Here is a 21,795-nt window from a genome sequence, read left to right on the forward strand (position 1 = left end):
ACGACTCTCCGCGTCAGGCTCGGGCAGCCGCGAACCCGCGCTCGAGATCGGCCAGCACGTCGTCGACGTGCTCGAGGCCGATCGACAGGCGGATGAGCCCCTCGCCGACACCCGCCGCGGCACGCTCGCTCGGGGTCATCTGCACGTGCGTGGTCGACGCGGGATGGACCACGAGCGACCGGACGTCGCCGATGTTCGAGACGTGGTCGAACAGCTCGAGGGCACCGACGAACCGCCGACCGGCCTCGAGCCCGCCGTCGAGGTCGAACGCGAGCACCGCCGACGGCCCCTTCGGCACGTACCGCTGGGCGAGCGCGTGCCACGGCGACGAGGGCAGTCCGGCGTAGTGCACGCCGAGGACCTGGTCGTGCGCGTCGAGCCACGATGCCACTGCGGCCGCGTTCGACACGTGCCGTTCCATCCGCAGGGACAGCGTCTGGATGCCCTGCAGCACGAGGAACGCGGTGAACGGGGCGATCGCCGGTCCGAGGTCGGCGGACAGCTTCGACCGGGTGCGCTGGATGAACGCGCGCGGTCCGAACTTCGCGGCGAAGTCGGTGCCCGCGAACCCGGAGTGCTCGACGCTCGTCAGCTGCGGGTACTTGTCCGGGTACGCCGCCCAGTCGAACCGGCCGCTGTCGACGATCAGGCCGGCGATGGCGCTGCCGTGTCCCGCAAGGTACTTCGTCGCGGAGTGCACGACGATGTCCGCCCCGTGCTCGATCGGTCGGACGAGCCACGGCGTCGCGATGGTGTTGTCGACGATGAGCGGGACCCCGGCCTCGTGCGCCACCCCGGCCACACCGGCGAAGTCGAGGACGTCGCCGCGGGGGTTCGGGATCGACTCGCCGAAGAACGCCCGGGTCTCGGGACGGACCGCGGCCCGCCACGCGTCGAGGTCGGTCGGGTCCTGCACGAACGTGAAGGTGATGCCGAGGTCGCGGAGCGTCGAGGCGAAGAGGGTGTAGGTCGCCCCGTACAGCGAGGCGCTCGACACGACGTGGTCGCCGGCTCGGGCGACACCGAGCACCGCGAGCGACGTCGCGGCCTGCCCGGACGCGAGCGCGAGCGCTCCGACGCCGCCCTCGAGGTCCGCGATGCGCCGCTCGAGCGCGGCGGCCGACGGGTTGTTCACGCGCGAGTAGGTGTGACCAGGGGCGTCGAGCATGAACCGGGCTGCCGCGTCCTCACCCGACGGGTAGACGAACGCGGCGCTCTGCGCGATCGGCGGGACGTTCGCGCCCCAGCCCGGGTCGGCCTTGAACCCGGCCCGGATCTGGCGGGTCTCGAAGGCCCAGTCGTCCTCGGGTGCGGCCATCAGGCGGCCGTCCCGCTCGGGACCGCCGCGGAGGACCGGACGAGCGGGATGACCTGCTCCCCGAAGCGCTCCATCTCCTCCGCCTGCGGCGAGAACTGCAGCAGGAGGGTGTCCACCCCGGCGTCCTCGAACTCCCGGATGCGGGCCGCGACCTGCTCGGGGGTGCCGACGAACCCGGGACGCAGGCCGCGGTTCGACACCGAGTAGTCCTCGAGCGACGGGACGTGCTCGAGCTGCGACTTCGAGATGAAGTCCTGGTAGGACTCGTAGGCCTTGCCGTGCTGCACGTCGGTGATGCGTGCGAGCTCGGCCTGCGCCTCCGCCTCGGTGTCGCGCACGATCACGTACGCGGCCATGCCGAACGCCTCGAACGGCTCGGCTCCGGCGTCGGCGCGACGACGACGCATCTCGTCGATCTTCGTGCGGAGCTCGTCCACGGTGCCGCCGTGGGTCAGGTAGGCGTCAGCGAACCTCGTGATGGACGACTTGCCCGCCTCGCTCTCGCCGCCGGCGTAGATGCGCGGGGTCACGCGCGGCTTCGGCTCGAGGTGGCTGTTCGCGATGTCGTAGTACTCGCCGGAGAAGGAGAACGGCGTCTCACGCCACAGCCCCTTGAGGATCGCGACGAACTCCTCGGTGCGCTTGTACCGGTCGTCGTGCTCGGAGAAGATCCCGCCGTACTGGCGCGCCTCTTCCGCCCACCACGCGCTCACGACGTTGAACGTGAAGCGGCCGCCGGAGATGTCGTCGATCGTCGCCGCCTGCTTCGCCGTGACCGCCGGCAGGTGGTACCCGGGCCGCATCGCCGCCATGATCTCGAGCCGCTCGGTCGTCGCCGCGATGGCCGCGGCGAGGGCCCACGCCTCCAACGAGGGCGCCGCCGTCCCCTTGATGTCGTTGAGGTTGAGCTCCGGCACGAGCGTCAGGTCGAAGCCGATGCGCTCGGCTCGCTGCGCGAGCCGCTTCACGTAGTCGAAGGTGACGGGCATCGCCTCGTCCTCGACGTTGCGCAGCCAGCCGCCGAAGAGCGGGGTCCAGTATCCGAATCGCACGGGTGGGTTCCTTGGTGGTGAGTACCGGCCTGGAGGCGCGGTGCGGGCCCGCACCGTGCCTCCAGGCCGGAGGGTGGTGTGGTCCTCAGACCGCAGCGGTCTGGTACTGCGCGGCCAGCAGGCCGCCGGTGAAGCGCGCGATCGCGCGCGGACCGGAGACCGGCGCGGACGCCTCGACCGCCGGGTTGTAGTTCGTGTTCGTGTTGATGTCGTAGACGACGTGGCGACCGTCGGTGGTCTCCATGAACTCGACCCCGGCGATCGGGATGCGCTGCTCGGCGAGGAACGCCCGGAGCTGCTGGACGAGCGGGTGCGCCGCGGTGACGTCCTCGCGCACGCTGAACGCGCTCGGGGCGTCGGAGCCCGGAACCTCGCAGACGGCGCCGGCGATGGTCTGTGACCCCGGAGCGGGCACCTCGCACGCGTCCGCCGGGCAGAGCTCGAAGCTGCCGGCGCTGGTGTCGACGCGGACGGCGTAGACGAACTCACCGCCGACGAACTCGATCCGGGTGATGAACGGCTCGCGCGCGGTGAGGTACTCCTGCAGGAGCGTGATGCCGTCGACCGGGGCCTCGAACTCGGGGCTGTCGACGTACGCGTCGAACTCGGCGAGCGAGTCGAAACGCCGGACGCCGAGGCCCTTGCCGCCCTGGTTGTGCTTCGTGATGAACGGCACGTCCTGGCCGTCGGTGAAGGTGCGGGCGGCGTCCTTGAGCTGCGCGGAGCCGAAGACGGCCGTCGTGCGGGGCACGTCGAACCCGGCGTCGCGGAGCAGACCGTGCTGCGCCACCTTGGACACCTCGAGCTCGAGCACGTGGCTGCCGTTCACGACCGTGCGGCCTGCGCGCTCGAGCCAGCCGAGGAGCGCACGGGTGTACTCCTTGCTGTGCTCGTGCCCGCGGGTGTGGCTCGACGCGGACATCCGGCTCCAGTAGACGCCCGGCGCCGGTTCCGCGGAGAGGTCGATCTGCCCGTCGGTGAGGAGGATCTCCTCGACGGGGACCCCCTCGGCCTCGAAGGCGGCGGCGAGCGGCGGGAACCACTCGGGGTTCTCGTGGATGACGTACACGCGCGGAGAGCTCACGCGCCCACCCTAGGCACGAGGGGTGACAGACGGCCAGGTGTGTGACGCGGCGCTACCTCGTTCGCCGGCCTGCGCGTCGTCGAACTGCTGCGTGCCGACGACGCCGAGGAGCTACAGCTTCTGCGCGTCGTCGCTCCCGGGCGGCGAGCGTCGCCGTACGCCGTACGCCGTACTCGCGTTCGCGTTCGCGTTCGCGTTCGCACAACCAAGATCAAACGGCACCGCGCGGATCCCTGGTGCCGATCGACTTCGGTCGGGCGAACGCGATCGGCACAGCCCGCGCGGCGACCTGACGCTCAGTCGGTCGCGGGTCCCGCTCCGCCGTTGCGTCCTTCCCGTCGGCGCACCCAGCGGTCGACCGCGCGGTTCACGAGCAACAGGGCCACGACGCTCCCGACGGCCACGAGCGACGAATCGACCGGACGGCCGATGAGACGGGCGGCGACGTACCCGGCGAGGAGCGCGATCGCCCAACTCAACCGGGCGAGGGGCGCGCCCAGGAGGCCGCCGGAGCGAGCTTCCTCGTCGTCCTCGTCGTCCTCGTCGTCGGGGCTGTCGTCAGCGCTCATCCGGGCGAACGTGACGCCCCAGCCGACGAGGAGGACGCCGAGCGGGATCGCGACCCACGCGGCGTCGCTCGTCGGGTCGTGCACGATCGCGATGAACGCGAGCGCGGCGACCACGACGCCGCCCAGCACGAACGACGCGGTGATCGCACGAGCGAACTTGGAGGGACGTTGCGGCACCCGGTGAGCGTAGCGCCGCCCGGGGCGTCCGAGGAATCCCTCTTCGGGGGCGTACTTCCGGACGCGTTCTCGGATCACGGCGACCCGCTCGGCCTGTGGCGCGGGCTCGGTTCGAGCATCGTTCCTCCTCGGCTGGTCTCGGAGGAACTCCGGACTTCGCGGATCGATCACCGAACATCTGAGATGTGCGGTGGGCCACGGTCAGCCTGCCGCGAGCACCGTCCGCGCCAGCCGGACGAAGTCGTCGACCCCGATCACCTCGCCACGCGCCGTCGGGTCGATGCCCGCGGCGGTGAGGACCTCGGCCGCACGGGCGCTGCCGCCGAGCACGCCGGAGAGGCTCTGGCGCAGCATCTTCCGCCGCTGCTGGAAGGCCGCGTCGACGAGCACGAACACGCGGGACCGGAGGGCCTCGTCACCCGGCTGCTCGCCGCGGTCGAACCCGACGAGCACGCTGTCGACGTTCGGCACCGGCCAGAACACCTGGCGGCTCACCTGTCCGGCGATCGACCATGACCCGTACCACGCGGCCTTGACGCTGGGCGCTCCGTAGACCTTGTTGCCCGGGTCGGCGGCCAGCCGGTACCCGACCTCGGCCTGCACCATGACGAGCGCCCGCTCGATGGACGGGAAGGTGGCCAACAGGTGCAACAGCACCGGCACCGACACGTTGTACGGGAGGTTCGCCACGACGTGCGTCGGTGCCTCCGGCAGGTCGGACGCGGCGACGGTCAGCGCGTCCTGGTGCACGACACGCAACCGTGCCTCGGGCTGCATCGCGGCCACGGTCGCGGGCAGCTGCGCGGCCAGGCGTCCGTCGATCTCGACCGCCGTGACCGAGGCACCGGTCTCGGTCAGCCCGAGCGTCAGGGACCCGAGGCCGGGCCCGATCTCGAGCACGCGGGAGTCCGCGTCGACGCGACCCGAGGCCACGATGCGGCGGACGGTGTTCGCGTCGTGCACGAAGTTCTGCCCGAGCTTCTTCGTCGGGGTGACGTCGAGCTTCGCGGCGAGGTCGCGGATCTCCGCCGGCCCGAGCAACGCACCCACGACTACTCCGCCACCGTGACGGGCTCGGCGTCCCACGCGCCGTACACGGTCTCGGTGTTCGACGCGATCTGCGCGGCGAGCATCGAGACGTCGGTGCCGAGGGTGTCCGCCATCGCACGAAGCGTGAGCGGGATGAGGTACGGCGCGTTCGGCCGGCCCCGGTAGGGCGTCGGGGTGAGGAACGGTGCGTCCGTCTCGACCATGATCAGGTGGCGCGGCGCGACCTCGAGTGCATCGCGGAGGTTCTGCGCGTTCTTGAACGTGACCGTGCCGGCGAAGGACATGTACCAGCCGCGCTCGGCGCAGAGCCGCGCGAGGTCCGGTCCGCCGGAGAAGCAGTGGAACACCGTGCGCTCGGGAGCACCGACGCGGTCGAGGACCTCCACCACGGCGTCGTGCGCGTCGCGGTCGTGGATCGTCAGCGCGAGGTCGTGCTCCTTCGCGATGCGGATGTGCTCCTCGAACGAGCGGACCTGGGCAGCACGACCGTCCTCGCCGGTGCGGAAGAAGTCGAGTCCGGTCTCACCGATCGCACGGACCCGCGGGAGCGCGGCGAGCTCAGCGATCCCGGCGAGGTGCTCGTCGAGGGTGCCGGCGGCGTCGAGCACCGGGGCCTCGTTCGGGTGCAGCGCGACGGCGGCCAGGACCCGGGGTTCACGGGCCGCGATCGACGCCGACCACTGCGAGGTCGCGAGGTCGGTGCCGACCTGCACGACGCCACGGACGCCGACGCTCGAGGCGCGGTCGAGGTGCTCGCGGTACTCGAGCGGGCCGTCGCCGCCGTCGCCGATGCCGTCGGCGATCTCCATGTGGGTGTGGTTGTCGTACACCCCGACGACGAGGGCCTGGGGCAGCGGCGGGTAGGTCAGGTCGCGCTTCGACGAACCCGACCCGCCGCCCTCGCCCCGGGAGCGGACGTGCGCGGCGTCGGTCACGCTGCGCCCTGCTCCGGCTGCTGCTCGATGCGCGGGAACAGCCCGGACTCGAGCGGCACGACCTGCGCGGCGCCCTGCCACTCCCACGCTCGGTCGATGCGCTGCTCGGCGATGGACCCGCCTGCACCGATCGACGCCCAGAGCTTCTGCGTGGCCTTCGGCATGACCGGCGACACGAGGACCGCGACGGTCCCGAGACCACGGAGCGCGGTGACGAGCACGGTCGCGAGGCGCTCGCGCTTCGCGTCGTCCTTCGCGAGCGCCCACGGCTCCTGCTCGGTGATGTACCCGTTGAGAGCGTCGACGAGCTCCCACACGGTGGCGATCGCGTCGTGTGGCGCGAAGTCGCCGACGGCGGCATCGGCCCGCTCGGTCACGGACTTCGCGAGCGCGTCGATCGCGGCGTCGGAGTCGGTCGGCGCCCCCGCTGCCGGCACCACGCCGTCGAAGTAGCGTCCGATCATCGCGACGATGCGCGAGGCCAGGTTGCCGAAGCCGTTGGCGAGCTCGGCCTGGTAGCGCGCGGAGATGTCTTCCCAGCTGAAGTTGCCGTCCTGGCCGAACGTGATCGCGCGGAGGAAGTAGTACCGGAAGGCGTCAGACCCGAACGTGTCGGTGATCTCCGACGGCGCGATGCCGGTCAGCTTCGACTTCGACATCTTCTCGCCGCCGACGAGCAGCCAGCCGTGCCCGAAGACGCGCTTCGGGACCGGCAGGCCCGCGGCCATGAGCATGGCGGGCCAGATGACCGCGTGGAACCGGGCGATGTCCTTCCCGACGATGTGCACGCTCGGCCAGAGGCGCTGGAACGCTTCGTCGTCGTCGGACCCGTACCCGAGTGCGGTCACGTAGTTCAGGAGCGCGTCGAACCACACGTAGAGCACGTGGTCGTGGTCCCACGGGATCTGGATGCCCCAGTCGAAGCTCGACCGCGAGATCGACAGGTCGCGCAGCCCCTGCTTCACGAACGAGACGATCTCGTTGCGGACGCTCTCGGGCTGGATGAACTCGGGGTTCGACTCGTAGAGGTCGAGCAGGCGCTGCTCGAAGTCGGACATCCGGAAGAAGTAGTTGCGCTCGGCGAGGACCTCGACGGGGATCGAGTGGATCGCGCACACCTGCTGGCCCTCGTACGCGCCGGTGCCCGCCACGAGGTCGCTCGGCTGCTTGTACTCCTCACACCCGACGCAGTAGAAGCCCTCGAACTCGCCCGCGTAGATGAAGCCGTCGTCGTACAGCTTCTGCAGGAACGCGGTCACCCCGCGCTCGTGCCGCTCGTCGGTCGTGCGGATGAAGTCGTCGTTCGCGATGTCGACGGTGTCGAGCAGCGGCTTCCAGGCGTCGGTGACGAGTCGGTCCGCCCACTCCTTCGGGGTGACGTCGTTCGCCGACGCGGTGCGCAGGATCTTCTGCCCGTGCTCGTCGGTGCCGGTCAGCAGCCAGGTGTCGTCCCCGCGCTGCCGGTGCCAGCGCGCGAGCACGTCCGCGGCGACCTCGGTGTACGCGTGCCCGATGTGCGGCACGTCGTTCACGTAGAAGATCGGCGTGGTGATGCTGAAGGAGGACCCGTCGGACATGCCGACCATCCTACGGGCGCGCGGAGCGCGCATGACGCGCCTGTGGACAAGTCGGACTGGAGGCACGTGGCGGGCCCGCCCCGCGCCTCCAGGCCGCTGATCGGCACGTTACTTCGCGGCCAGCGCGCCCTCGTAGAGGTCCCGCTTGGACAGGCCGGTCGCGTCCGCGACCGCGGTCGCTGCCTCCTTCATCCGGGCCCCGGCGGCGACCCGTTCGAGCACGAGGCGGACCCCGTCCTCGATGCTCGTGACGTCGAGTGCGCCGGTCGAGCCCTCGACGACGATGCAGATCTCGCCGCGGACCCCGTCGGCCGCCCACGCGGCGAGCGCGGCGAGCGAGTCGCGGCGGACCTCCTCGTGCAGCTTCGTGAGCTCGCGGCAGACGACCGCACGGCGCTCGTCGCCGAAGCCCGCCGCCATGTCCGCCAGCGTGTCGGCGAGCCGGTGCGGCGACTCGAAGAAGACCATCGTCCGCTGCTCGCCCGCGAGGGACGCGAACAGGCGGCGTCGCTCGCCGCCCTTGCGCGTCGGGAACCCCTCGAAACTGAAGCGGTCGGTCGGCAGCCCGGACACCGCGAGCGCCATGAGCACGGCCGACGGGCCGGGGAGGGCGGTGACCGTGACGCCGGCGGCTGCCGCGGCCTCGACCAGGGGGAAGCCCGGATCGCTGATGGCGGGCATGCCGGCGTCGGTGAGGACCACGACGTCCTCGTCCCGTGCGAGTTCGACGACCTCGGCGGCCTTCGCTCGCTCGTTGTGCTCGTGGAGGGCGATGAGCCGCGGTCGGTTCTCGATGCCGAGCGCCCGCATGAGGTGGATCGCGGTGCGGGTGTCCTCCGCAGCGACGACCGTGGCGTTCGAGAGGGTCTCGACGAGACGGCGTGACGCGTCTCCGAGGTTGCCGATGGGGGTGGCTGCGAGGACGATCACCTCCCCATTGTCGCCGCAGTGCCGTCGTCCGGTGGTCGCAGCGGGGTCATGGGACGCGTCCGTAGGATGTGCGCGATGACCAGCGAGCTGACCGACGACCGCCGGGACGTGACGGAACACCCGACCGGCTCGCGCCTCGACGACTGGTGGGCGCACGTGCTCCGCACCGGGACCCGTGTCGCGGTGTGGCGCTGGACCGGCCCGCTCGCCGTGACCCTGCTCGCCGCCGTCCTCCGTCTGGTCGGACTGGGACACCCGCACTCGCTCGTGTTCGACGAGACCTACTACGTCAAGGACGGCTGGTCGATCGTCCACCTCGGGTACGAGGGCACCTGGCCGGCGAACCCGTCCGGCGATGGCGCACCGACGACGGACCAGCGGTTCGCGGACGGCCAGACCGGCATCTTCTCGAGCGCCGCCGAGTTCATCGCGCATCCGCCGCTCGGCAAGTACCTCATCGGGCTCGGCATGCTGCTGTTCGGGGCGGACAACTCGTTCGGCTGGCGCTTCACGGTGGCCGTGCTCGGCATCGCGACCGTGTTCCTCACCGCGGTGATCGCCCGCTCGCTGTTCCGTTCCACCCTGATCGGCACGCTCGCCGGCTTCCTGCTCGCGATCGACGGCCAGGCGATCGTGCTGTCGCGCGTGACCCTGCTCGACGGCATCGTGACGTTCTTCGTCGTGCTCGGGTTCGGCGCGCTGCTCCTCGACCGCCGATGGACCGAGCGGCGGCTGGACGCCTGGATCGCGCGACGGACCGCCGCCGGGCGGGACACGCTCTGGGGGCCGTTCCTCTGGTGGCGGCCGTGGCTGATCGCGATGGGACTCGCGCTCGGGCTCGCGACCGCGACGAAGTGGTCGGGGATGTTCTTCCTGGCGTTCTTCGCGGTGTACTCGGTGCTCAGCGACATGATGATGCGGCGGCGAGCGGGCGTCGAGTTCTGGTCGTCGAGCGCGTTCCTGCAACAGGCACCGGTGTCGTTCCTCCTCACCGTGCCCATCGCCGCCGCCACGTACCTGGCGTCGTGGACGGGCTGGTTCGTGTCGAAGGACGGGTGGGACCGCGACTGGATCGGCTCCGAGGGTGGGCAGCGCTGGACCGGGCTGCTCGCGTGGGTGCCGGACAGCCTGCAGAACTGGTGGCACTACCAGTCCGAGATCTACGGCTTCAACATCGGCCTGCACACCCCGCACTCGTACCAGGCGAACCCGCTGCTCTGGCTCGTCATGCAGCGCCCGACCTCGATGTACTACGTCGGGACGGACGCCGGACAGGCCGGCTGCACGGCGTCCCGGTGCGGCGAGGCCATCACGGGGATCGCGAACCCGTTCATCTGGTACGCCTCGGTCATCGCGGTGGTGGCGCTGCTCGTGCTCTGGTTGCTCCGCCGACGCTGGGAGTACGGCTTCGTCCTGCTCGGCGTCGCCGCGGGCTACCTGCCCTGGCTGATGTACGTGAACCGGACGGTGTTCCAGTTCTACACGATCGCCTTCGAGCCCTTCATGGTGATGGCGCTCGCGGCGGCGATCGGTCTGGTGCTCGGACGCCGGACGGACGAACGGTCACGTCGGACCCGGGCGATCGTCTGGGTCGGCGTGTACCTCGGCGTCGTCGTGCTCGCATCGGTGTACTGGTACCCGATGTGGACGGCGATCCAGATGCCGTGGGACTTCATCCGGTCGCACTACTGGATGCCGAGCTGGCTGTAGCCGTCCCGGCGCCGAGCCGCGCGTCAGCCGGTGGTGCTCAGTTCGCGGGCTGCATGGCCCGCTCGAGGGCTTCGCGGTCGAGCGGTGTGCCGAGCATCGGGTCGGCGTGCTCCGGCGGCATCACCCCGTCGATCAGCACCTGCGCGTACCGCCGCCACGCGTCGGGGTCGGTGGCGCGAGTGGTGTCCGCGACGACGCCGAGCATCTGGGTCAGCATCGGCAGGTCGCGGTAGTCGAAGCCGTCCCGCACGACACCGGCGGCCTTCGCACGCCCGATGATCTCGGAGACCTGGGTCTCGAGCCGGTTGCGCTCCTCGACGATCGACGGCCGGGCCTTGCCGGCGCGGACGATGGCGTCGGCGAGGGCACGGTCACGTGCCCGGAACTCGAACACGCCCATCAGGTACACGCGGAGGGACTCGCGCGGGTCGAGCTCTCCGGCGGCGCGCGCCGCCACGCCGTTCATCGCCTCGAACTTGGTGGCGAGCAGCGCCTCGATCAGGGAGTCCTTGTCGGCGAAGCGGCGGTACACGGTGCCCACGCCGACGCCCGCTTCGTGCGCGATGTCGTTGAGCGTGACCGAGAGCCCGCGCTCCGCGAAGCACCGACGCGCCGTCTGCAGGATCAGTTCGCGGTTGCGTGCCGCGTCCGCGCGCAGGGGGCGATCGACGTCGGTGGTGCTCACGACGGCCACCGTAGTTGAACTTTCTGGGAATAAGCGGATGCAGGCCTTCCGTTTCGGTCTACACTGGTCGCAAGCGGATGCACGGCATCCGCTTCACCCCCGGTCGATCCGACCACCTCATCCCCCTCCACCTTCCAGAAGGAGGCTGCCCGTGACGGCAGAACAGACGGCGCCGACCCCGACCGGGTCAGCGCCCACCCAGACTCCCCGGCAGACCGGCACCCCCGCCCGCTCCGACCACCGCTGGATCGCCCTGGCGGTCATCGCACTCGCGCAGCTGATGGTCGTGCTCGACGCCACGATCGTGAACATCGCGCTGCCGTCGGCACAGGCGGACCTCGACTTCGGCACCGACCAGCGGCAGTGGATCGTCACCGCCTACTCGCTCGCGTTCGGCTCGCTCCTGCTGCTCGGCGGACGCCTGGGCGACCTGTTCGGGCGCAAGAACACGTTCATCATCGGCCTCGTCGGCTTCGCGGTCGCCTCGGTCCTCGGCGGCCTCGCCGACTCGTTCGGGCTCCTGGTCGCCGCCCGGGCGCTCCAGGGCGTCTTCGGCGCCCTGCTCGCTCCGTCGGCGCTCGGCATGCTGACGACGACCTTCCGCGACCCGAAGGAGCGCGGTCGCGCGTTCGGCATCTTCGGCTCGATCGCCGGGTCCGGTGCCGCACTCGGGCTGCTGCTCGGCGGCGTGCTCACCGAGTACGCCTCGTGGCGCTGGTGCCTCTACGTCAACGTGGTCTTCGCGGTGCTCGGCGTGATCGGTGCGCTGGTGTTCATGGCGAAGCCGCCGAAGGTCGACCGGCCCCGCATCGACGTCGCCGGTGTGGTCGCCATCACGGCCGGCCTCGTCGGGATCGTCTACGGGTTCTCGAACGCCGAGACCAACGGCTGGGACGACCCGGTCACGATCGTCATGCTCGCAGCCGGCGTGCTGCTGGTCGCCGCGTTCGTGTTCATCGAGACCCGGGTGGCGCACCCGCTGCTGCCCCTGCGGGTCGTCCTCGACCGCGATCGCGGCGGGTCCTACGTCGCGATCGGCCTCGTGGCGATCGGCATGTTCGGGATCTTCCTGTTCCTCACGTACTACCTCGAGCAGACCCTCGGGTTCAGCTCGCTGCAGACCGGTCTGGCGTTCCTGCCCATGCCGCTCTCGATCATCGTGTCGTCGACCCAGGTCGGTGGCCGACTCCTGCCGCGAGTCGGGCCGAAGGTGTTGGTCTTCGCCGGTGGGCTCGTCGCGGCGACCGGCCTCCTCCTGCTCCTGCGCACCGACCTCGACAGCACCTACGCGGGCACCGTGCTGCCGGCGCTCGTCGTGATCGGGCTCGGCATGGGCACGATCTTCTCGTCCGCGATCAACACGGCGACGACAGGGGTCGCCCGGGCCGACGCGGGGGTGGCGTCCGCGACCGTCAACACGATGCAGCAGATCGGCGGCTCGATCGGGACGGCACTGCTCTCGACGATCTTCGCCGACGTCGTGAAGAACAGCTTGTCGGGGCTCTCCGCGGCACCGACCAAGGTGCAGCAGGCGCAGGCGGTGCTCGACGGCTACCACGTCGCGTTCGGCATCTCGGCCGGCGTCCTCGTGCTGGTCGCCCTCGCAGGGGGACTGCTCATCAACCGGCAGTCCGTCCGGCTGGCGAAGCTCGAGCACGCGGCGGCGACCGCGACGGGGAGCATCGCGGCCGCGGCGCACTAGGGCTGCGGCCCACCGTCGCGGTGGCGCGGGCAGGCTCCGACGGCCGTTGGCCGCAGCGCCAGCGCCAGCGCCTGCGCCTGCGCCTGCGCCACTGAACCTCGGACGACCCGCTCGGCGATCTGCCGGGCGGGTCGTTCGCGTCGTGTGCGGTGTTCGGCGTGTGCTGCCGCGGGGGTCCGGGTCGCCGCCGTCGAACGACGACGCCGCCGCTGTCGTCCGGCGCGCCGCTGTCGAACGACGCCACCGCCGTCGAACGACGCCACCGCTGTCGGACGACGACGGCGGGGTCGTTCCGCAGCGACCGGCGCCGCGGGCGTCCGGCGCGCCGCTGTCGCACGACGACGCCGCTGTCGGAGGACACGGTCGCCGTCGAACGACTCCACCGCCGTCACACGACACCACCGCCGTCGAACGACGACGGCGGGGTCGTTCCGCAGCGACCGACGCCGCGGGGGTCCGGCGCACCGCCGTCGAACGACGCCACCGCTGCCGAACGACACCACCGCTGTCGAACGACGACTGCGCGGTCGTTCCGCAGCGACCTCGATCCGAATCACGCGGCACCGATGAGGCTGCGATTGCGCACTGTTGCGGTTCCCCTCGCAGGCGTCAGGGGTCGTCGTTATCGTGTGCCGCATGGCCCCCGTCCTGACCTCGCCGCTCGTGTCGACGCAGTGGCTCGCAGACCACCTCGGTGCTGACGAGCTCATCGTGCTCGACGCCTCGGTGCGTTCGACGGGGACCGGCCTCGACACCACGTGGGCTCCGGCGGCGGACGCCTACGAGCGGCGCGGACACGTCCCGGGAGCGCGGTACGCCGACCTCCTCGGTGACTTCTCCGCTCCCGACACCGCCGTCCCCTTCACCCGGCCGGACGCAGAACGCTTCGAGTCCGCGGCGCGACAGCTCGGCGTCACGAACACCGCGACGGTCGTGGTCTACGACGACGGCGTCGGGCAGTGGTCGGCCCGACTCTGGTGGATCTTCCGCTCGTTCGGCTTCGACGCGGTGGCGGTGCTCGACGGCGGCTTCACGAAGTGGCGGGACGAGGGCCGTCCGGTCCGCATCGGCTCGCTCGCGACCGCCGCTGCCGCGGAACGGGATGCGTTCCTCGCAGCAGAGGAGCGCCCGCTCTGGGTCGACCACGATCGCGTCCTCCGCGCCGCGACGGGGACGGAGCCGGCAGCGCTGGTCCTCGCTGCCGACGAGTCCGCCCTCGGCGCCGGTCACGCTCCGGTGATCCCCGGCTCCACGGCGATCCCGGTCGGTTCCCTCGTCGACCCCGACACGAACGCCTACCGGAAGGGTCCTGCGCTCGCGGCGGCGTTCGCCGAGGTCATCGACGCCGAGGAGATCGTCACCTACTGCGGCGTCGGGACGGCAGCGTGCGTCGACGCCCTCGCGCTCACCGTCCTCGGGCACGACCGCGTGCAGGTGTACGACGGATCGCTGCTCGACTGGTGGCGCCGCGAGCCGGAGGCCGTCGCGTCCTGACGGCGCCCAGCGCGGGAACGCCGCGCCGCACGCGGGCTGCGCGACGGGCGAGACCGACGAGACGGACCGGCCGCACTACCGTTGCACCATGAGCACCAGACGAGCGGTCGTCCTCGGCGGCACCGGCGGTATCGGCTCCGCCGTGGCGCAGTACCTGCTCGACTCCCCCGACGACTGGCAGGTCGAGGTCGTCTCCCGCCGCGGCGGCCCCGTCGCCGACGCCCTCGTGGCCGACGGCGCCACCTCGACGCTCGGCGACCGACGGGACACCGCGCTGCTCCGGGCGCTCCTCCGCCCCGGCGCCGACCTCGTCGTGGACACTGTGGGACGCACCCGGGACGACGCCCTCCAGCTGCGGCCGTTCCTCGACGACGCGGGTTCGACGGTGTTCATCTCGTCGAAGGCCGTCTACGTCGACGACCAGGGTCGACACGGCAACTCGGTGGAGCGTCCGGTGTTCGCGGGTCCGGTGTCGGAACTGCAGCCGACGGTCGTGCCGAACGACGCCGACCCGACCAGCCGTGACGGCTACGGCGCAGCGAAGGTCGCCGCCGAGCAGGTGCTCCTCGACCACGGTGCACCGGTCACCGTGCTGCGGCCCTCGAAGGTGCACGGCCCGCACATCGGGCGGCCGCGGGAGTGGTTCGTCGTCCGTCGAGCGCTCGACGGTCGGGAGCGGATCCTGCTCGCCGACCACGGCCGCGGCGTCGACCACACGACGGCGGCGAACGGCATCGCCAGCCTGGTCGGGCTCGTCGCCGAGCAGCCCGACCGGCGGATCCTCAACGTGGCGGACGACACCGCTCCGAGCGTGCTCGAGATCGTCCGGACGGTCGCCGGACACCTCGACCACGCGTTCGACGAGGTCCTCCTCGACGAGGACGCGCCGGCGTTCGTCGGCGTGACGCCCTGGTCGTCGGCGACGCCGTTCGTCCTCGACACGTCGGCCGCGCGGGCGCTCGGGTGGCAGCCGCCCGCGTTCGGGTCGGCGGTGGTGCCCGAGTTGGACTGGTTGGTCGACACGGCGCACCGGGTCCCGGCCGGGGGCGACGTGCCCTGGGCCGACGACCCGTTCTGGGAGCGGATGTTCGACTACGGCCCGGAGGACGCGGCGCTCGCGCTCCTCATGCTCGGCCGGGGCTGACCACGTGACACGGTCCGAGGTCCTCTGCGTCGGCGGCCGATCCGGGGTCGGGAAGTCCACGGCCGCGGAGGCCCTGCACGACCTCCTCGTCGCCGGCGACGTCCGTCACGTCGTGATCGAGGGGGACGCCCTGGATCTCGCGCACCCGGCGCCCCACGTCGAGCACCCCGAGGCGCACCTCGCGGAGCGCAACCTCGCGACCATGTGGAGCCGGTACCGGGAGCTCGGACACCACCGGCTCATCTTCACGAACACGGTCGCGGTCCTCGAGCAAAACGCACTCGCACGGGCGATGGGCGACGATCCGGTCGTGACCGCCGTGCTCCTCCGAGCGGGCGACGAAGCCACAGCGGACCGCCTGCGTCGACGGTCAGGGGGTCGCCTCCCCGAAGCGCAGATGGCGCACAGCGCCAGGACGGCCGGGAGGCTCGACACGGCCGCCCGGGACGACGTCACCCGGGTGGACACCGACGACCTGACCCCGGAGGACGTCGCGCGCCGGCTCGCGGTGCTCACGGGTTGGCTCCTCCCCCAGCAGGGTGTGGACGACGCTGATCCGTCCACAGCCGACGGCTGACGCTGCGCTGCACAGGCCGGGCGGGGCAGGCTGGCCCCATGAGCGACAACCGCCTCGACTCCGCAGTCAGCCCCTACCTGCGCCAGCACGCCGACAACCCGGTCGACTGGCGTGAGTGGGGCCCCGAGGCCTTCGCGGAGGCACGCGAGCGAGACGTGCCGGTCCTCGTGTCGATCGGATACGCCACTTGCCACTGGTGCCACGTCATGGCGCGGGAGAGCTTCTCCGACCCGGCGGTGGCCGAGCTCCTGCGGCAGGACTTCGTCGCCGTGAAGGTCGACCGGGAGGAACGCCCCGACGTCGACGCCAGCATGATGGCCGCGGCGAGCGCCTTCACCGGGCAGCTCGGCTGGCCGCTGACCGTCTTCACCACGCCGGACGCGCACGTGTTCTTCGCTGGGACCTACTTCCCGCCGGAGCCCGTGCAGCAGGTCCCGTCGTTCCGCCAGGTGGTCGGCGCCGTGCTCGACGCGTGGCGTGACCGGCGGGACGAGGTCGACGCGAACGCGTCCGCCATCGCGACGGCGATCCGGCAGGGGGCCGAGGCCGACCCGACCGCTTCCGGAGGTGCCGGGTCGGACGGAGACGAGCCGGGCCTCCCGTCCGTCGATGCGGTCCGCGGTGTCCTCGACCAGCTGCTCCAGGCGGAGGACACCACGTACGGCGGTTTCGGTGGTGCCCCGAAGTTCCCGAGTGCCCCGCTGCTGGAACTGCTCGGCGACCTCGCTGCGGACGGTGCGGAGGGGGCCGGCGGCCTCCTCGAGCGCACGCTCGCCGTGATCAGCCGGTCGGAGCTCACCGACGAGGACGGCGGCGTCTTCCGCTACGCGACGCGGCGCGACTGGAGCGTGCCGCACTACGAACGGATGCTCTACGACAACGCCGGACTGCTGGCCGTGGCCGGTGCCGAGCAGGCCCGGGGCATCGCGTCCTTCCTCCGCGACACGCTCCGCCGACCCGACGGCGCGTTCGTGGCGGCACAGGACAGCGAGTCCACGATCGACGGGCGTCGGGTCGAGGGCGAGTGGTACCGACGGCCCGTCGCCGAGCGCGCGACGCTCGACCCGCCGCCGCTCGACGACCAGGTGCTCACGGGGTGGAACGGGCTCGCGGTCAGGGGCCTGGCGATCGCCGGCGCCCGGCACGACGACGACGCGATGATCGCCCTGGCCCGGGGAGCAGCCGACGCGGTCCTCGGCGTCCACGTGCGGGACGGTCACGTCGCCGTCCGGTCGAGCTCGTCGCGCGGGGTCTCGACCGCTCCGCCGACGGTGGAGGACGTCGGGCTCCTCGCCGAGGGGCTCCTCGAGCTGGCGCTCGTCACCGGCGAGGTGTCGTACGCGTCCGTCGCGCGCGGCCTCGTCGACGACGGCCTGGCCGGGCGGTTCGCGGTGGACCCGGTCCTCGACGCCGCCCGGACCGCGACCGGTGAGCAGCCGCAGACCGCCCTCCGTTCGGGCACGGTGGGCCTGGCGTCCGCCGCGGCGACGATCGCCGCGCTGACCGGGGAGCACTCGTACCGCGCCGCGGCGGAGCGACTCGTGGCGGACCGCGCAGCCTCCGGCACCGAACGACCCCTGGGGTACGCGGACGCCCTCGGGCTCGCGCTGTCCCTCGGCCGGGCGTCGCGGGAGGTCGTGGTGGTCGCCTCGGACGGTGCCCACCCGATGCGGCAGACCGCTCGCGCGGCCCGGCAGCCCGGTACCGTCACCGCCACGGTCACGCCCGCGCAGGCCGAGGCGTGGGCTGCGGCCGGCTTCGCGCTGTTCGCGTCGCGGAGCGGGCTCGACCCGGCCGCGTACGTCTGCCACGACCGCGTGTGCGCGCTGCCCGCACGCACCGCCGACGACCTCGTCGGCCAGCTCGGCCGGTGAGCACCGTGTCCGGCGGAGGCGGCGGGTCCCTCGAGAGCGCACCGGACAGGTATCCTGGAATGCTCATGTCCGACATGCCCGTCATCACGTACCCGCCCGAGCTGCCCGTCTCGCAGCGGCGGGACGACATCGCTGCTGCGATCCGCGATCACCAGGTCGTGATCGTCGCCGGTGCCACGGGTTCCGGCAAGACGACGCAGCTGCCGAAGATCTGCCTCGAGCTCGGACGCGGGTCGATCGGGCACACGCAGCCCCGGCGCATCGCCGCCCGCACGATCGCGGAGCGGGTGTCCGAGGAGCTCGGCGGTGAGCTCGGCGACCTCGTCGGGTACCAGGTCCGCTTCACGGACAAGGTGTCGGCGAACACGAAGATCAAGCTGATGACGGACGGGATCCTCCTCAACGAGATCCACTTCGACCGTGACCTGAAGCGCTACGACACGATCATCATCGACGAGGCGCACGAACGCTCGCTGACGATCGACTTCCTGCTCGGCTACCTCAAGCGACTGCTGCCGCGTCGCCCGGACCTCAAGGTCGTCATCACCAGCGCGACGATCGACCCCGAGTCGTTCTCGCAGCACTTCGGCGGCGCCCCGATCATCGAGGTGTCCGGTCGCACCTACCCGGTCGAGGTGCGCTACCGACCGCTCGTGGCGGAGGACACCGACGACCGCGACGGTCGCGACGACGACGAAGACGACCCGCGGACCGACGACCACGGCTCCGGCGGTTCCCCCGACGACCGCGACGTCCTGCAAGGCATCACCGATGCGCTCGACGAACTCGCGCGCGAAGACCCGGGCGACGTGCTCGTGTTCCTCTCCGGCGAGAACGAGATCCGCGACGCGCAGGAGGCCATCGAGGGCAAGCGCTACCCGGGCACCGAGGTCCTCCCCCTCTACGGCCGACTGTCCGCCGCCGACCAGCACCGGGTGTTCGAGCGACGCAGCACGCCGGGCGTCCGACGCCGCGTGGTGCTCGCCACGAACGTCGCCGAGACCTCCCTGACCGTGCCCGGCATCAAGTACGTCGTCGACACGGGGACCGCCCGCATCTCGCGCTACTCCCCGCGCGCGAAGGTCCAGCGCCTCCCGATCGAGGCGATCAGCCAGGCCAGCGCCAACCAGCGCTCCGGTCGTGCCGGCCGCACGAGCGCGGGCATCGCGATCCGCCTGTACTCCGAGGACGACTTCGATCGGCGGCCGGAGTTCACCGACCCCGAGATCCTCCGCACGAACCTCGCCGCGGTGATCCTGCAGATGATCTCGCTCGGCTTCGGCGACATCGAGCGGTTCCCGTTCCTCCAGCCGCCGGACTCCCGGGGCGTGAAGGACGGCCTCGACCTGCTCCGTGAGCTGCGCGCGGTGGACGGGGACGGCCGCATCACGAAGACCGGCCGCCAGCTGACCCGGCTGCCGATCGACCCGCGTCTCGGTCGGATGGTGCTCGAGGCCGGCCGGCAGGGCGTCGGCCGCGAGGTCATCGCCGTCGTCAGTGCCCTCAGCATCCAGGACCCGCGCGAACGTCCGCTCGAGAAGCGTGCCCACGCCGACCAGCTGCACGCCCGCTTCGCCGACCCGACGAGCGACTTCCTCACGCTGTTGAACCTCTGGAACCACATCGAGGACAAGCAGGACGAGCTGTCGTCCAGCGCGTTCCGCCGACTCTGCAAGGCCGAGTTCCTGAACCACCTCCGCATCCGCGAGTGGCAGGACCTGTACCGGCAGCTCGTCCGCGCCGCGAAGCAGGTCGACGTGCGCGTGGCCCAGTCACGCAGTGAGGACGGCGACGCGGTGCACCGGTCCCTCCTCGCCGGACTCCTCAGCCAGATCGGTCTCCGCGACCGCGAGAAGCGCGACTACCTCGGCTCCCGCAACGTCCGGTTCGTGGTGTTCCCGGGCAGCGTCCTCGCCAAGAAGCAGCCCGACGCCGTGATGGCCGCCGAACTCGTCGAGACGAGCCGGCTCTTCGCCCGCACGGTCGGGAAGATCGACCCCGCCTGGGTGGAGCCGCTCGCCGGCGACCTCCTGAAGCGCACCTACGGTGAGCCGCACTGGGAGAAGAAGCAGGGCGCGGTGGTCGCGTACGAGCGCGTGACCCTCTTCGGCGTCCCCGTCGTGCAGCGTCGCCGCGTCCAGTACAAGCGGGTCGACCCCGAGCACTCCCGCGAACTCTTCATCCGGCACGCCCTCGTCGAGGGAGAGTGGGACTCGCAGCAGGCGTTCGACCGCGAGAACCGACGACTCCGGAAGGAACTCGAGCAGCTCGAGGAGCGCACACGCCGGCGCGACATCCTCTTCGACGACGAGAAGATCGTCGACTTCTACGACGCCCGCATCCCCGCGGACGTCGCGACCACGCGCGACTTCGAGGGGTGGTGGCGGCAGGCGAGGCGCGACCAACCGGACCTGCTCACGATGCGCAGGTCGGACCTCCTGGCCGAGGACGCGGCGGAAGCCGCACAGGACCAGCAGGAGTACCCGACCCAGTGGCGGTCGGGCGACCAGCGTCTCGCCATCAAGTACCGGTTCGAGCCGGGCGCACAGGACGACGGCGTCAGCGTGCAGGTGCCACTCGCGCTGCTCCCACGCATGCGCGAGGAGGGCTTCGACTGGCAGGTCCGCGGCCTCCGCAAGGAGCTCGTGACCGCGCTGATCAAGTCGTTGCCGAAGCAGATCCGCAAGAACATCGTGCCCGCTGCCGACTGGGCCGAGAAGATCGTCGCCGAGCTGCCCGACGACGCGCCGACGGAGCCGACCGAGTCGTTCCGATCGACCCTCGCGAAGACGATCCAGCGCATGACCTACGTGCCGGTGTCCGAGTCGGACTTCGACCTGGGCCGCGTCCCGCAGCACCTCCTGCCCACGTGGGCGGTCGTCGACGAGCGCGGTCGGCGGGTCGAGTCGGGCAAGGACCTCGCGGCGCTGCAGACGAAGCTCAAGGACCGGACCCAGCAGAGTGTCGCCTCCGCCACGGCGAAGGCGAACCGGCCGGGAGGCCCGTCCCGCGTCGCGCAGGCCGGTTCCGACCTCGAGCGGTCGGGGCTCACCGCCTGGCCGAGGGGCGACCTGCCCCGCGTCCTCGACACGAAGCAGTCCGGCGGTGTCATCCGCGCCTACCCCGCCCTGGTCGAGGAGGGCTCCGGTCCCAAGGCCACCGTCGCCGTGCGCCTGCTCGCCACCGAACGCGACCGCGCGGTCGAGATGCCCGCCGGCGTCCGACGGCTCGTGATGCTCGCGGTGCCCTCCCCCGTGTCGTACATCCAGCAGCACCTGACCGCGCAGGAGAAGCTCGCGCTCGCCGCCTCGCCCTACCCGTCGACCCAGGCGCTGTTCGACGACGTCCTCGCTGCGGTCGTCGACGCCGGCATCCGGCAGGCGCACCCCGACGGCCTCGTGTTCGAGCAGGCGGCGTTCGAGCAGGTCCGCGACCGGGTGTCCGCGACCGTCGTCGACACGATGTTCACCGCGGTGTCCGAGGTCGCCGCGGTCCTCACCGCACACCGGAACGCCGAGCGGGCGATCAAGCAGGCGAACGCGATGACGCTCCTGGGCGCGCTGACGGACATGCGGCAGCAGCTCGAACGGCTCGTGTTCCCCGGGTTCGTCGCGGTCGCAGGCCTCGATCGGCTCCGACGGATCCGCGTGTACCTGCAGGGCATCGAGGCCCGGGTGCAGAAGCTCCTGCAGAACCCGGGGCGCGATGCCGCATGGATGCGCGAGGTCACCGTCGCCACGGACCGGTACACGGACGCCGGCGGCACGTTCCCACCGGCGGTCGGTGCCCACCCCGAGCTCGTGCACGCCCGGTGGATGCTCGAGGAGTTCCGGCTGAGTCTCTTCGCGCAGGAGCTCGGGACCGCTGAGACGGTGTCGCTGCAGCGGATCACGAAGACGCTGGCCGCCGCGCGCTGA

16 protein-coding genes are annotated in these 21,795 nt (G+C 71.6%); 7 read left to right on the forward strand and 9 right to left on the reverse strand.

Annotated features, from left to right (window positions below; genetic code table 11):
* Positions 1–13: 13 nt before the first annotated feature.
* The 8 genes from MON03_RS13130 to rsmI all read right to left on the reverse strand — a co-directional run bounded on the left by MON03_RS13130 (position 14) and on the right by rsmI (position 8,692).
* A complete protein-coding gene (locus MON03_RS13130) occupies positions 14–1,318 on the reverse strand; it encodes an O-acetylhomoserine aminocarboxypropyltransferase/cysteine synthase family protein (protein ID WP_188889212.1) in 1,305 nt (434 codons plus the stop codon).
* On the reverse strand, positions 1,318–2,370 hold the full coding sequence (locus MON03_RS13135; RefSeq protein WP_022905013.1) for an LLM class flavin-dependent oxidoreductase: 1,053 nt from the start codon (positions 2,368–2,370) through the stop codon (positions 1,318–1,320). Before MON03_RS13135 ends, MON03_RS13130 begins: the two co-directional genes overlap by 1 nt.
* 85 nt (positions 2,371–2,455) lie before the next feature.
* The gene (locus MON03_RS13140; RefSeq protein WP_175328050.1) at positions 2,456–3,454 is read right to left on the reverse strand and encodes an ATP-grasp domain-containing protein; all 999 of its coding nucleotides are present in this window, start codon (positions 3,452–3,454) and stop codon (positions 2,456–2,458) included.
* A gap of 296 nt (positions 3,455–3,750) precedes the next feature.
* Positions 3,751–4,200 carry a hypothetical protein gene (locus tag MON03_RS13145; RefSeq protein WP_148286306.1) on the reverse strand — a complete coding sequence of 150 codons (450 nt, stop codon included), beginning with the start codon at positions 4,198–4,200 and terminating at the stop codon, positions 3,751–3,753.
* Positions 4,201–4,401: 201 nt separating this feature from the next.
* Positions 4,402–5,250 (reverse strand): 16S rRNA (adenine(1518)-N(6)/adenine(1519)-N(6))-dimethyltransferase RsmA, encoded by an 849-nt coding sequence (gene rsmA, locus MON03_RS13150; protein ID WP_022905009.1) that lies wholly within the window; start codon positions 5,248–5,250, stop codon positions 4,402–4,404.
* Positions 5,251–5,252: 2 nt separating this feature from the next.
* Entirely contained in the window at positions 5,253–6,185 is a 933-nt protein-coding gene (locus MON03_RS13155) for a TatD family hydrolase (RefSeq protein ID WP_242088847.1), read from the reverse strand.
* Positions 6,182–7,762: a methionine--tRNA ligase gene (gene metG, locus MON03_RS13160; RefSeq protein ID WP_242088849.1), complete on the reverse strand. Its 1,581-nt coding sequence runs from the start codon at positions 7,760–7,762 to the stop codon at positions 6,182–6,184. Before metG ends, MON03_RS13155 begins: the two co-directional genes overlap by 4 nt.
* Positions 7,763–7,870: 108 nt before the next feature.
* Positions 7,871–8,692, reverse strand: a complete 822-nt coding sequence (gene rsmI / locus MON03_RS13165; RefSeq protein ID WP_022904796.1) for a 16S rRNA (cytidine(1402)-2'-O)-methyltransferase — start codon at positions 8,690–8,692, stop codon at positions 7,871–7,873.
* Positions 8,693–8,767: 75 nt separating this feature from the next.
* On the opposite strand from rsmI, the gene MON03_RS13170 reads away from it, so the two are divergent.
* Positions 8,768–10,402 (forward strand): dolichyl-phosphate-mannose--protein mannosyltransferase, encoded by a 1,635-nt coding sequence (locus MON03_RS13170; protein ID WP_242088851.1) that lies wholly within the window; start codon positions 8,768–8,770, stop codon positions 10,400–10,402.
* A gap of 37 nt (positions 10,403–10,439) precedes the next feature.
* Here the strand turns inward: MON03_RS13170 and MON03_RS13175 are convergent, their stop codons facing one another.
* Entirely contained in the window at positions 10,440–11,087 is a 648-nt protein-coding gene (locus MON03_RS13175; protein WP_022904794.1) for a TetR/AcrR family transcriptional regulator, read from the reverse strand.
* A 151-nt stretch (positions 11,088–11,238) separates the two neighbouring features.
* On the opposite strand from MON03_RS13175, the gene MON03_RS13180 reads away from it, so the two are divergent.
* The 6 genes from MON03_RS13180 (at position 11,239) to hrpA (ending at position 21,795) form a co-directional block, all read left to right on the forward strand.
* On the forward strand, positions 11,239–12,789 hold the full coding sequence (locus MON03_RS13180) for an MFS transporter (protein WP_022904793.1): 1,551 nt from the start codon (positions 11,239–11,241) through the stop codon (positions 12,787–12,789).
* 636 nt (positions 12,790–13,425) lie between these two features.
* Positions 13,426–14,283, forward strand: a complete 858-nt coding sequence (locus MON03_RS13185) for a sulfurtransferase (RefSeq protein WP_175328045.1) — start codon at positions 13,426–13,428, stop codon at positions 14,281–14,283.
* Between the two features lie 88 nt (positions 14,284–14,371).
* Positions 14,372–15,427 carry an NAD-dependent epimerase/dehydratase family protein gene (locus MON03_RS13190; protein ID WP_175328044.1) on the forward strand — a complete coding sequence of 352 codons (1,056 nt, stop codon included), beginning with the start codon at positions 14,372–14,374 and terminating at the stop codon, positions 15,425–15,427.
* A gap of 4 nt (positions 15,428–15,431) precedes the next feature.
* Positions 15,432–16,004: an AAA family ATPase gene (locus MON03_RS13195; RefSeq protein ID WP_242088853.1), complete on the forward strand. Its 573-nt coding sequence runs from the start codon at positions 15,432–15,434 to the stop codon at positions 16,002–16,004.
* 38 nt (positions 16,005–16,042) lie between these two features.
* Positions 16,043–17,878, forward strand: a complete 1,836-nt coding sequence (locus tag MON03_RS13200; RefSeq protein WP_242088854.1) for a thioredoxin domain-containing protein — start codon at positions 16,043–16,045, stop codon at positions 17,876–17,878.
* A gap of 65 nt (positions 17,879–17,943) precedes the next feature.
* On the forward strand, positions 17,944–21,795 hold the full coding sequence (gene hrpA, locus MON03_RS13205; RefSeq protein WP_242088856.1) for an ATP-dependent RNA helicase HrpA: 3,852 nt from the start codon (positions 17,944–17,946) through the stop codon (positions 21,793–21,795).

This window comes from Curtobacterium sp. DN_7.5, from assembly GCF_022655355.1.
Taxonomy (GTDB): Bacteria; Actinomycetota; Actinomycetes; order Actinomycetales; family Microbacteriaceae; genus Curtobacterium; species Curtobacterium luteum.

What these genes read in the sequence shown, in the direction of transcription:
- MON03_RS13185 (WP_175328045.1), top strand. Translation starts at nt 13,426, where the DNA reads ATGGCCCCCGTCCTGACCTCGCCGCTCGTGTCGACGCAGTGGCTCGCA.
- metG (WP_242088849.1), bottom strand. Translation starts at nt 7,762, where the DNA reads ATGTCCGACGGGTCCTCCTTCAGCATCACCACGCCGATCTTCTACGTG.
- MON03_RS13130 (WP_188889212.1), bottom strand. Translation starts at nt 1,318, where the DNA reads ATGGCCGCACCCGAGGACGACTGGGCCTTCGAGACCCGCCAGATCCGG.
- MON03_RS13190 (WP_175328044.1), top strand. Translation starts at nt 14,372, where the DNA reads ATGAGCACCAGACGAGCGGTCGTCCTCGGCGGCACCGGCGGTATCGGC.
- MON03_RS13170 (WP_242088851.1), top strand. Translation starts at nt 8,768, where the DNA reads ATGACCAGCGAGCTGACCGACGACCGCCGGGACGTGACGGAACACCCG.
- MON03_RS13200 (WP_242088854.1), top strand. Translation starts at nt 16,043, where the DNA reads ATGAGCGACAACCGCCTCGACTCCGCAGTCAGCCCCTACCTGCGCCAG.
- hrpA (WP_242088856.1), top strand. Translation starts at nt 17,944, where the DNA reads ATGTCCGACATGCCCGTCATCACGTACCCGCCCGAGCTGCCCGTCTCG.